Raw genomic sequence first — 12,040 nt, 5'->3', positions numbered from 1 at the left:
CCGGCGGGCCACCACACCGTGTCAGCGCTCGGCGGAACGACGCCGGTCCGGCATTCCGTCCACCCGGACACGCCCATTCTCAAGGTTCACCATTTCCACACATTTCTACCGCAATACTCCTCATGTCTCTTTCATCCGCATTGTGGAGCAGGAGGCAGAACGGTGAAGACGTTCAGGTACGTGGCAGCGGGCGCGGCAGCTCTCGCCATGACCGCCGGAGTGGCCACTGGAGCGCAGGGCGCGGCCGCGGCCGGCGGCTCGGCGACCCCGACACCGCGGTCGATCGTCGCGGAGCAGTTCACGCTGCGCCTGGCCAGCAACCCCAACCAGGTCGCCAACGTCCGCGGAGGCGGCACCGCGGACGGCGTGCCGATCATTCAGTACCCGTTGTCGAACACCGCCAACGAACGCTGGGAACTGGACGCGGCCGGCGGAAGCTACTACCGCCTCAAGTCCGTCAGCAGTGGAAAGTGCCTCAACGTCCTCGGCGGCGGCACCGCCAACGGCACCCAGATCATCCAGTACACCTGCGGAACCGCGGACAACGAACTGTGGAGGTTCGTCCCCACAGGCATCGGCTACCAGCTCGTCGTCAAATCCAGCAACAAATGCCTGAACGTCGCCGGCGGAGTCGGGGTGGGCAACAACCTGATCCAGTTCGACTGCATCGCCCAAGGCGCCCCCAACGACGTCTGGCTGCCTGTGTGGGAGCCCAACAACCGCTGAGCTCGACCGTGCGACGAAGCGGCACGGCGAAAACCACCCCGCCCTCGCCCCCTCACCGGCCCCGCTCCGTGCGCGGTACCGGCGGCGGGGGCGGGGGCGAACCGCGCGCTGTACGTACTCTTGAGCCGGAGCGCATCACTCCCCGAGAGCCGTACCCGAACTGCGCCACCGCCTCCGGTCGCTCGCACAGAGCCGGACTTCGAAGCCGTGGTGCGGAGCCATGACCGCGCCCGCGCGCTACGGCTGCGCGCCCCATCCGGGCGTCAGGGGCCTGTCACCCCGTCGCGCAGCTCGCGGTAGGCGCCCGTGATGTCCTCGAAGCGCATCGTGGTGATGTCCTCGCGCGAGGGTGTCCCCGTACCGCCGTGGACTTCGTACAGGCGCAGGTCCCGCAGTCCCGCGGCCTTCCGGCACAGCTCGCGTACGAAGCGGCCGTTGCCCAGTTGGTCGATCAGCGCTTCACCGACAGCGCGCTCGCAGGCGGACTCCAGCGCCGACGCCGCCTCCTCGTCCAGGGCATCGCCCTGCGCCTCCAGGATGCGCCGGGCGATGAGCACCAACTCGGGTGCGGAGTAGGAGGGGAAGTCCACACGCGTCGTGAAGCGGGACGCCAGTCCGGGGTTGGTGGCCAGCAGTTCGTTGATCTCGTGCGGGTAGCCGGCGAGGACCACCACCAGCCGGTCGCGGTCGTCCTCGGCCCGCTTGAGCAGGACTTGCAGCGCCTCGTCCCCGAAGGCGTCACCACCCGAGTAACCGCTGTTGGACAACGCGTACGCCTCGTCGATGAACAGCACGCCGTCCAGTGCGGAGTCGATCACGTCGCTCGTCTTGATGGCGGTCTCACCGAGATGCCGGCCGACCAGGTCGACGCGCTGTGTCTCGACGACCTGACCCTTTTCCAGCAGGCCGAGCCCGGCGAAGACCTTCCCGACGATGCGGGCGACTGTTGTTTTGCCCGTACCGGGAGGGCCGGCGAAAACGAAGTGCTGAGGGCTCGCGGTGGACGGCAGACCCTGTTCCCTGCGGATGAGGGACATACGTAACTGGGCCACCATGGTACGCAGTTGCCGCTTGACCGGATCGAGGCCGACCATGTCGTCCAGGAGCGACAGCGCCTCGGCCAGGTCCTCCTCCCTCGTCGCCGGATCGATCGGACCGCCGACCGCCACGCCGGTGGCCTGCGCGGGCCCCGCCACAGGCTCCACAGACGTCGCCGGCTCCGGCAGGGGGACGGCTGAAGCGGCCTCGGGTACCGACGCCCGCGCCCGTACGGCGACGTCGGCAAAGCCGGGGAAGCAGCGGAACGCGTACTGGAACTGCCGCAGGGCCTCCTCGTCCTGGCCGAGCCCCTCCTTCGCGAGGCCTCGCGCGTAAGCGACCTCGCCGTCGAACTTACTGCCCTTGTCGAGGCGCTGGGGTAGTGGCGCCAAGACGCTCAACGCCTCATGGTGGACGCCCTGTTCCACCAGCGCCCGCGCCACATAGAGCTGGGACTCGTCCCGCAGGTAGGGCTCCGTGATACCGCGCGCGAAGGTCAGGACGAGCCGCCAGTCTCGCTTGAGGAAGGCGTACCTGGTGCAGACGAAGCGGGTCTCGTCACAGTCCAGGTAGGCGGCCTCCAGGGACTGCCAGGCCTCGTCCAGCCGGTTCTCGTGCAGGAGCTGGGCCATCCGGGCCAGCCAGAGGTCGCGCTGGTTCTCCAGTCGGAACGTGACGTACACCCCGATGTCGAAGCGGGACTTGAGCGGGGTGCCCAGCTTCATCCGCAGCGCCCCGAAGGTCCCCGCGTGCCACGCCATCCGTTCGACGGCCTCGGCCTGGCGATATCCCGCCGCGTGCAGCCCCAGCCATGCGTCGGCGGCGGCGGGATCGTGCCGCAAGGCCTCGTCGAACCGGTGCGCCGCGGCCTCCGTGCGGCCCTGCTGAAGAAACGCCACGGCCTCCGACCAGGCTCGCTCGCTCCTCCTGGCCGAACGCCACGACGCGGAAGTCCCCGACACTGCCTCTCCCCTCTCAGGCGGACATGGAGCCCGGCCATGGCACAAGAACGACAACGGCCTGTCCGGGACCCGAGTCCCGGACAGGCCGCTCACCTACTGAAGGCTACTTCCCGTAGTACGCGTTGTAGATCGAGACCGTCGACTTGTTGCCCTGCTTGTCGGTGATCTTCGCGTGGAAGGAGATGCCCTTCCCCTTCGCCGGGTTCTTGACGGTGATCTTGCCGTTCTTGACCTTGAGCATCTTCCAGGTCTGGCCGTAGTCGTAGGAGACGTAGACGTACAGCGACTTGAGGTTCTTGCCCGCGGCCGAGCCCTGCACGGAGACCGGGATCGTGACCGTCTTGCCTGCCGTGACACGGCTGTCGAGGCCGGTGGTGGCGTTGAAGCGGACCGTGGAGGTGGGCAGCTTCGTGAAGTCGGCCTTCTTGGACTTGAAGGTCCAGCTGGCGTCGATCCGCGTGGAGGCCGCGGCGACCTTCACCGTGCGCTTGACCGAGGTCGTGAGCTTGTAGGTGGCCTCGGCGGCCGGGACCTTGAACTCCTTCATGCCGACGAGCGGGTCGTCGTTCGAGGCGACCTTCGCACCGTTGCGGTACAGCGTCGTCGTCACGGAGGTGTACAGCGAGGAGCCGGGGTGACCGCTCCCGTCGGCGAACAGCGGCAGGTAGCCCGAGATGCTGTTGCCGTCCCGGAAGACGCCGTAGTCCGCGTTGATCTTCGGACCGAAGACGGCCGTGTTGTACGTCCTCGTGTAGCTCTTGCCCGCCTTGAGGGTCTGCGGGTAGTCGTCCGTGTAGTAGGCCTCGATGATCGGGGTCCCGGTGGCGTCGACGCCCGCGTCCTGCTCGAGGTCGAACGCCCACTGGACCTTCTCACCGGTCGACACGTACAGCGTGCGCGAGGCCGGCAGCTTCTGGGGAACCCCGACGCTCATGCTGCCGTCGTCGGGCAGGAAGCCGTACGCGGTGACCGCGCCCGTCTTGCCGGAGGCCGCGGCCCCGAGGTTCGCCTTCACCCTGGCCAGCTCGCTCGCCTTGTAGTGCTTGACGTGCGCGCCCTGGAGCTTGGTGGTCTTGGTGCCGGTGAAGGTGTCGTACTCGGTGCCCGCGCCCTTGGTCCACTGTCCGGACCAGCTCTGGAAGAGGCCGGAGGAGATCGCCGGGCCGACGTGCGCCACGCGCACGTCCTGGAAGGAGCCCAGGCCGATGCCGGTGCCGATGCCGGTGGCGTCGTCGAAGAAGTCGACGGCTGCCGACAGCGGCTTCGCCCCCGCGTCCGGCACCGTGATGTCGGCGCCCTTGGCGGTACGGGCGTCGAGGGTCACCGTGGTGTTCTTGGTGACGCTCAGCCGGGGCTGGATCAGCCAGTCGACCCCGCCCTTCGCCTCGACCAGGTCCTTCACGAAGAGGGAGTTGAGCACGTACTTGCCCTTGGGAACACGCAGGGTCGCGGTGTCGGCCGTGCTCTGCGACGTGTAGTCCCGGGCCTCGCCGAGGCCGGAGTAGCCCTCCAGGTCGGTGAGGTGCGTGGGCGTCTCACCGGCGCGGTTGACGTACTTGAAGGTGACGTCGTACGACTCCGTCTCGCGCTCGACCGCGACGGCCGTGCGCACGGCCTGGCCGTCGCCGCTCGCCGTCACGTACGCCGAGTACGCGCCGTCGAGGGTGCCGCCGAGCTTCGTGTTCGCGGTGACGTCGACGGAGGCCTTGCCGCCCGCCGGGACGGTGACCGTCTTGGCGCCGAGCGCGAAGAAGCCCGCCGGAGCCGCCTGGCCCTTGGGGTCGGTCGCGGAGATCGCCAGGGTCAGGGTGACGTCCGTCGTACCGAGGTTGCGGTACGTCAGTTGCTTGGTCGTCGCCGTGTCGTCGGTGTGCGGCCACTGCGCGATCCCGAAGCTCACCGACGACGGGTCGGCGATCACGGTCTGCTTGATCGCCTTGTCGACGGCGATCCGGCCCGAACCCTGCTGGAACGGCGTGTACTTGCCGCCCTTCGCGGAGCCCGTCAGCGCACCCTTGAGCTCGGTGTACGTCCAGTCCGGGTGTTCCTGCTTGAGGATGGCCGCGGCGCCCGCGACATGCGGGGTCGCCATCGACGTACCGGAGATGGTCAGGTAGCCCGCGGGCTTCTCACCGACCTCCTGGTCGATGACACTGCCCGGAGCCGCCGCCGCCGTGATGTCCACGCCGGGCGCGGTGACGTCCGGCTTGATGCTGCCGTCGCCGACGCGCGGGCCGGTGCTGGAGAAGTCCGCCAGCTTGTCGTTGTCGTCGACGGCGCCGACGGTGAGCGCGGCGTCCGCGCTGCCGGGGGAGCCGATCGACTCGGGGCCCTCGTTGCCCGCCGCGATCGCGAAGAGGATGCCCTTCTCGGCCGAGAGCTTGTTGACCTCGGCCTCCAACGGGTCGATGTCGGGGGTGTCCTGGCCGCCCAGGCTCAGGTTCACGATGTCGGCGCCCTGCTCGGCCGCCCACTCCATGCCCGCGAGGATGCCCGAGTCGTCGCCGCTGCCGGTGTCGTCGAGGACCTTGCCGTTGAGGATCTTCGCGCCGGGCGCGACACCCTTGTACTTGCCGCCCGACTTGGCGCCGGTGCCCGCCGCGATGGACGCGACGTGGGTGCCGTGGCCGAAGTGGTCGGTGGCGTCGGCGGCGGTGGAGAAGTTCTTGGACTCGATCACCTGGGTCTTGAGGTCCGGGTGGCTCGCGTCGACCCCGGTGTCCAGGACGGCGATCTTGACGCCCTTGCCGTCGTATCCGGCCGCCCATGCCGTGGGGGCGCCGATCTGCGGCACGGACTTGTCGAGGCTCGCCTTGCGGACGCCGTCCAGCCAGACGTGCGCGATGCCGGAGGCCGTCTTCCCGTCGTCGGTGACCGCGGACCACAGCTCGGCCGCGTCCCGCTGCGGCGTCTGCACCGCGTCCGCGTTCAGTGCCTTCAGGCTCCTGCGGAGCGTACCGGCGTCACGGACGTCGGCCTTGGCGGCCGCCGCGGCTCCCCGGTAGCCGACGATCACCTTCAGGCCCCGCTGCTGGGACTTGCGGACCGCCGCCTTGTTGAGCTCGGTGACATCGAAGAGCCGCCGGTCGAGCTTGCCGCCGGCTATGAGCGCCTGGGCGTCGGCCGGCACCACCAGCGTGTGGCCGTCGGCCTTGCGGATCTGCACGGGCACGTGCTCGCGGCCCTTGGCCCGCTCGAAGCCGACGACGCGCCCCTTGGCGTCGACGACCACCCGGTCACCGGTGATCAGGGTGATGCGGTGCTTGGCCGTGATCCCGGCCGCTTTCCCGCCCGCTTTCCCGGCCACGGACACGCCCGCTGTGCGCTGCTCCGCCCGCGCCGACGCCGGGCTGGTCATACCCGCCGCCAGCGCCACGGACGCCGCCATGGCGATGGTCGCCGCGCACGCTCTTTTCACTTGTCTGCGCAAGTCTCCCCCTGGAGCTCAGGTCCGGACGAATCCCCGTTCATCCGGTCGAGGGAAGCCTCGTACGCATGCACGTACACCCCCCGGAATACGCAAGTATGCCCGGGGGGTGATAGCCCCCTCAATAGCGGGGTGAGGGTGAAGAGTTGACGGAGTTGTTCCGCTAAGCTCCCGCACGCTCCTTTTGTGCTTCTTTAAGCACCCGCGTTTTCCTTGACGGAGATCTTTCCCTTGCGAATCGTCGCGAGGCGCGGGGCCTTCTTCGCGATCGAGGAATCGTGCGTGACCATGATGAAAGTGAGCCCGTGCTCCTTCCACATGGCCTCGAGCACCTCCATGATCTCGTCGCGCATGGACTCGTCGAGGTTGCCGGTGGGCTCGTCGGCGAGCAGCACCTTCGGCTGCTTGACCAGGGCGCGGGCGATGGCGACACGCTGCTGCTGGCCACCGGAGAGCTCGGCGGGCAGATGCCCGAGCCGCTCGGCGAGTCCCACCGACTCCAGTGCGTCGGCGGCCCGTTGCCGCCGTTCCTTCACCTTCACACCGAGGGGTACGAGGGCGGTCTCCACGTTTTCCTGGGCGGTGAGCGTGGGAATCAGGTTGAAGCTCTGAAAGACGAATCCGATGTTCTCGCTGCGCACTTTGGTGAGCTTCGCCTCGGACAGTCTGGCCATGTCCGTGCCGTCGAGTTCGACGCTGCCCGCGGTGGGCCGGTCAAGACCGCCGAGCATCTGGAGAAGGGTGGATTTCCCGCCACCGGTGGGGCCCTGGATGACGAGCCGGTCGCCGTCCGCGATGGTCAGGTCGACCCCGGCGAGCGCGTCGACCGTCTCCTTGCCCCGGGTATAGCGCTTGGTGACGCCTCTGAGTTCGTACATGGTGCAACTCCTGGATGAGGTGAAGGGGGTGCCCGGTACAGCGAGCAGCAGTGGGCAATTTCGGGCACCCCCTTGAGAGGGGCTGGGGCCTATTCGACGCGGCGCAGGGCGTCCGCGGGGCGGAGTCGGGAGGCGCGCCAGCCGCCGAAGGCGCCGGCGATCAGACCACCGGTGATGGCGAGGGCCACCGCGCCGACGATGGTGCCGAGGCTGACGGGCGCGGTGAGCGCGACGTCGAGGGCCTTGGACGCGGCCTGCCGGCCGGGACCGCCGAAGCCGCCACCGCCGCCGGGACCGCCCTGGCCTCCGCCGCCGCCCGAACCGCCCACCTGTGCCTGCAGGGTGGGGCTGATCTCGGTGACGACGTAGGCGCCCGCGAGGCCGATCGCGATACCGAGGGCGCCGCCGACCAGACCGTTGACCATGGCCTCGCCGACGACCTGCCGGGTCACCCGGCCCGACTTCCAGCCGAGCGCCTTGAGGGTGCCGAACTCGCGCACGCGCCGGGAGACGGCGGAGGAGGTGAGCAGACCGGCGACCAGGAACGCGGCCACGAGCACCGCGATGGACAGCCACTTGCCGACGTTGGAGGCGAGGCTGGAGGCCGTGGAGAGGGAGCCGGAGACGGTGGACGCGAGGTCGGCGGAGGTGGTGACCGTCGTCCCCGAGATGTTCTTCTGGATGGTGCTCTTCACGCTGGAGATCTGCTGCGAGTCCGACGCCTTGACGTAGATCGTGGTGACCTTGTCCTTGGAGCCGCTGAGCGTCTGCGCCTGCTTGAGCGGGATGTAGAGGTTGGCCGCCGCGTCACCGCTGTCGGGCGTGGCGAGGCCGATGACCTTGTACTTGACGCTCTTGATGGTGACGGTGGAGCCGACCTTGAGCTTCTTCTCCTTGGCGTACGAGACGTCGGCGACGACCACCTTGGTGTCGGTCTCGGACGTCTTGAACGTACGGCCGCTGGTGATCTTCGAGGAGGTCAGCGGGCCGAGGGCGGGCTTGGTGACGTCGGTGCCGTACACCGAGTAGTTGTTGACGTCGAAGTTGGCGCCGCCGCCCTCGACACGGCCCTGCGGGGACTGCTGGGCGTTCGGGCGCCCGCCCCCCTGGCCGGTGCCGCTGTTCTGGTTCTGCTGGAACTGACCCCGCGTGAACTGGCCGTTGATCCTGATGACCTGGAGGCTCAGTCCGCCGACGGAGTCCGCGACGCCCTTCTGGGAGTCGACCTTGGTGACCGTGGAGGCGGCCAGGGTCTGGAAGCCCTGCACCATGACGCGGTCGCTGCTCTGCTCCTTGGTGGAGCCGTTGTCGTTCGCGTCGAAGTTGAAGCGCGGACGCTGGCTGGTACTCGTCGCCGGCGCCGCCGCCTTGGTGACGGTCATGTCCGTACCCAGTCCGTACAGCGACTGGAGGACCTTGCCCTGCGCCTTCTCCATGCCGGACGACACGGAGCTGACCACGATGACCAGGGCGATGCCCAGGGCGAGTCCGGAGGCGACGACGAGCGCCGCCTTCCTGCGGCGGCGCAGTTCGCGCCTCAGGTAGGTGAAGAACATGGCGGAAAGCTAGGTACGGCGCGTGATGGCGCGATAAGCCCCGCATAAGAGAAGGATGAGAAGGCTGTGGCAGCCCGGGAATTCACCTGTGGGCGGTCCCTGAAGGCTGTGAGAACGCCGATGGCGGCGGCGACCCGTGAGGGCCACCGCCGCCATCGGCGAACGAGGAGAGTGCGGCCGGACAGATCCTAGGCGGCCGAGCCCGCCTTCCAGGCGGACCAGCTCAGGTTCCAGCCGTTGAGGCCGTTGTCCGGGGCGATGGTCTTGTCGCCGGTGTTCTTGACGACCACGACGTCACCGATCAGCGAGTGGTCGTAGAACCAGGCCGCCGGCGTGTTCGGGTCGCCCGCACCCTTGGTGTCGGACAGACCCACACAGCCGTGGCTGGTGTTCACCGCGCCGAAGATGGACTTCGCGCCCCAGTAGTTGCCGTGGATGAAGGTGCCGGAGTTCGACAGACGCATGGCGTGCGGCACGTCCTTGATGTCGTACTCGCCCTTGCCGTCGGTCTTCGTGAAGCCGACCGTCGAGCCGTTCATCCGGGTCTCCTTGAACTTCTCGGAGATCACCATCTGGCCCTGGTACGTCTTGTGCTCCGGGGATCCCGAGGAGATCGGGATCGTCTTGATCGTCTTGCCGTCCTGCGTGACCTTCATGGTCTTGGTCTGGGCGTCGACGATCGAGACCTGGTTGCGGCCGATCTTGAAGGTGACCGTCTTCTGCTGCACACCGTAGACACCGCTCGCACCCTGGACGCCGTCCAGGTTGAGCTTGAGGGTGACGGTGGAGCCGCCGGTCCAGTAGTTCTCGGGACGGAAGTCGAGGCGGTTGGCGTTGAACCAGTGGCCGACGACCTCCTGGCCGCTGCTGGAGGAGACGGTGATCCCCTTCTGCACGGCGGCCTTGTTCGTGATCGCCTTGTTGAAGTTGATCGAGACCGGCATGCCGACACCGACGGTGGAGCCGTCCTCCGGCGTGAAGTTGCCTATGAAGCTGTTCGCCGCGGAGACCGTGGTGAACGAGGCGTTCTCGTGGGCGACGAGGCCCGCGGAGTCGGTGGCCTCGGCGGCCACCTTGTACGTGGTGGCGCGCTCGAGCTGGGAGGCGGGCTTCCAGCTCTTCTTGTCGGCGGATATCTGACCGGGCACCGCCGTGCCCGTCTCGGTCGTCATGGTGACGGCCGTGAGCGTGCCCTTGCTCACGGTGACCGCCGCGGCGTTGTTGATGGAGGCGTTGTCGGAACCGTCCGCGGGCGTGATCTTGATCTGGGCCTGGGAGCTCTTCTTGGCCGCCGCCGCATCGGCCTGGGCCTGGGAGGTCTCGCCGTCCGAGGCACTGGCCTTGCTGCCGCCCCCACTGCTGCACGCAGAGAGCACCAGCACTCCGCCGAGCAGGGCGGACGCGGCCGTCAGACCCTTGCGCCGCTTACTGTCCGTCATCACACGCTTCTCCATCGTCGCCAAGTCACCTGGAACCACATGAGCCCCGTTCGAACCCTCTACGCTACGACCGGTTCGTCCCATTCCACATATTTTTGAGGTGTGGGCAACACCACGTCGGTCAACGGTGTCAACCGAATCGACCCGAGTCGACGGACCCCGATCGAGTGGTACCGACAGCCGGACCGAATTCTGGTGCGGAGGTGGTCGGTGCGTCGTCGGAGACGACAAAACCCCGGGCAGCGGTTGCCACCCGGGGTCACGTTTTCCCCAAGAGGCGTCAGCCGACTCCGACTTCCTCGTCGTCATCCTCGTCGCCATCATCCTCGTCGAGGTCCCATTCCGGCGAATCGGGGTCGTAGTCGATCGGCTCACTGCTCCAGGAAGCCTGGGCGAGGTCGACTCCGGGCACCTCGCTGACCAGGTCGAACGGGTCTACGAGATAAGCCAGGGCCTCGGCAGTGTCTTCCGTCACTGCATTCTCGGCGTGGGTCCGCTCGTCGGCCGGCATGCCGGAGTCGTCCGCGATGCGGCGCAACGCGGCCTTGGTGACGGCGTCCGCGTCATCGACTTCCAACACCAGCTCCACGCGAAGCCGGACAAATCGTGATGTCTCAGGAGTACTCATGAGACGGAGCGTACGGCCCGTGGCTCCCGCGACTTTCCCACGACCCGCGCCTTTCATTAGCATCGGCCCACACGGCCAATTCGCCAGCGCCACAAGGGGATCGATATTACGTGTCCGCCGCTCGTCGCTCGTTGCTGACCGCCACCGCAGCGGGAACCCTCCTGGGGGCCCTGTGGTTCGTCCCGTCCGCCAACGCGACCCCGGAAAAGCCTGTTCAGCACAGCAACATGTCGACGAACACCACGTCGAGAACCGTGCTGCAGGCCTCCACGGAGTCGGGCGACACCCAGTCGGGCGCCGCCGATACGAGCGACGCCGGAGCGAACGACACGGGCTCCGACACCACCGGGTCGCAGGACAGCGGGACCCGGCTCGCCGACACCGGAAGCGTCAACACGACGCCGTACGTCGTCGGCGGAACCCTTTTCCTGGGCCTCGGCGCCGGCTTTGTGACCTACTCGGTGCGCCGGGAGCGCACGGCGGCCTTCTGAGCGCGACGCTCCGGCCCGGAACCCCACGGGATACCCATGCGAGACCTGACCGAGCTGACTGATGTCGAGGAGCCCGCGTGGCCGCTCCTCTCCGAGGCGATCTCCAACAGCAGGGTGTCCATGGATGTGCTGCCGGTGGACCCGGCGCAGGCCCGTGGATCCCTGCTGCAACTGCAGGCCAGCGCGCGCTCCTCGCTCGCCGCCTTCGTGCTCAACTGCGGCGGGGTGCTGCTGGACAGCGGCTGGCTGCGCATCTACGGCAGCCCCGACGACGACGCGCCTGCGGGGACGCCGAGCTTCGCCGAGGTCAACGACCTCCCCGAGCGGTTCGACCCGGCGTGGCGGCCGGAGGGCGGGCTCGTCATCGCCCATGACGTCCTCGGCGGCGTCTTCGTGGTCAACGGACCCGACCCCGCGCAGGCGAACCGCCCCGGCGGTCCCGGCGAGGTGCTGTACTTCGCGCCGGACTCCCTGCGCTGGGACGCGCTCGGCGTGGGCCACGCGGACTGGCTCACCTGGCTGCTGGACGAAGGCGGCATAGAGCAGTTCTACGACACCCTGCGCTGGCCCGGCTGGCGCGCCGAGACGGGGCCCATGCCGGGCTCCCACGGGATCACCTTCGACCCGGTCCTGTGGACGGCCGCCAACCGCCGCGACCTTCCCGCGGCCCGTCGCCGCGCCGTCCACATGACGGACCTCATGGACCTCCACCGAGGCACCGGCCTGGAACTCGACAAGATCGACCCGGGCTTCCTGGGCAACTTCGACGACTACTGAGAAGTTCCCGGGTGCCTGGGAGCGCGCCCCTAGAGCGCGCCCCTTGGGGCGCGCTCTAGGGGCGCGGGGAACTGCGCGACCAGCCCCCACCGGCCCGCAGCTGTGAACCGAGCCACAA

9 protein-coding genes are annotated in these 12,040 nt (G+C 68.4%); 3 read left to right on the top strand and 6 right to left on the bottom strand.

What is annotated here, in order from left to right:
- The first annotated feature begins 162 nt into the window (after positions 1-162).
- Complete coding sequence (locus AQJ27_RS15260) at positions 163-726, top strand: RICIN domain-containing protein (protein WP_235613512.1); 564 nt, start codon at positions 163-165, stop codon at positions 724-726.
- Positions 727-989: 263 nt separating this feature from the next.
- Here the strand turns inward: AQJ27_RS15260 and AQJ27_RS15255 are convergent, their stop codons facing one another.
- The 6 genes from AQJ27_RS15255 to AQJ27_RS15230 form a co-directional block, all read right to left on the bottom strand.
- Positions 990-2,663 (bottom strand): AAA family ATPase, encoded by a 1,674-nt coding sequence (locus AQJ27_RS15255; protein ID WP_067368012.1) that lies wholly within the window; start codon positions 2,661-2,663, stop codon positions 990-992.
- Positions 2,664-2,829: 166 nt separating this feature from the next.
- Complete coding sequence (locus AQJ27_RS15250; RefSeq protein ID WP_235613531.1) at positions 2,830-6,114, bottom strand: S8 family peptidase; 3,285 nt, start codon at positions 6,112-6,114, stop codon at positions 2,830-2,832.
- 233 nt (positions 6,115-6,347) lie between these two features.
- A complete protein-coding gene (locus AQJ27_RS15245) occupies positions 6,348-7,031 on the bottom strand; it encodes an ABC transporter ATP-binding protein (protein WP_067368008.1) in 684 nt (227 codons plus the stop codon).
- 89 nt (positions 7,032-7,120) lie between these two features.
- Complete coding sequence (locus AQJ27_RS15240; RefSeq protein ID WP_067368003.1) at positions 7,121-8,587, bottom strand: ABC transporter permease; 1,467 nt, start codon at positions 8,585-8,587, stop codon at positions 7,121-7,123.
- A gap of 188 nt (positions 8,588-8,775) precedes the next feature.
- A complete protein-coding gene (locus tag AQJ27_RS15235; RefSeq protein ID WP_067368001.1) occupies positions 8,776-10,041 on the bottom strand; it encodes a L,D-transpeptidase in 1,266 nt (421 codons plus the stop codon).
- 265 nt (positions 10,042-10,306) lie between these two features.
- A complete protein-coding gene (locus AQJ27_RS15230) occupies positions 10,307-10,654 on the bottom strand; it encodes a hypothetical protein (RefSeq protein ID WP_054234746.1) in 348 nt (115 codons plus the stop codon).
- Between the two features lie 110 nt (positions 10,655-10,764).
- Here AQJ27_RS15230 and AQJ27_RS15225 point away from each other — a divergent pair, with 110 nt between their 5' ends.
- Positions 10,765-11,145 (top strand): cell wall protein, encoded by a 381-nt coding sequence (locus AQJ27_RS15225; RefSeq protein WP_235613511.1) that lies wholly within the window; start codon positions 10,765-10,767, stop codon positions 11,143-11,145.
- Positions 11,146-11,181: 36 nt separating this feature from the next.
- Positions 11,182-11,922, top strand: a complete 741-nt coding sequence (locus AQJ27_RS15220) for a DUF2625 family protein (protein WP_067367996.1) — start codon at positions 11,182-11,184, stop codon at positions 11,920-11,922.
- The last annotated feature ends 118 nt before the right edge of the window (positions 11,923-12,040 follow it).

Origin of the sequence: Streptomyces olivochromogenes (assembly GCF_001514115.1) — a bacterium.
Classification (GTDB): domain Bacteria; phylum Actinomycetota; class Actinomycetes; order Streptomycetales; family Streptomycetaceae; genus Streptomyces; species Streptomyces olivochromogenes.
This window is presented reverse-complemented; position numbering and strand designations above follow the sequence as displayed.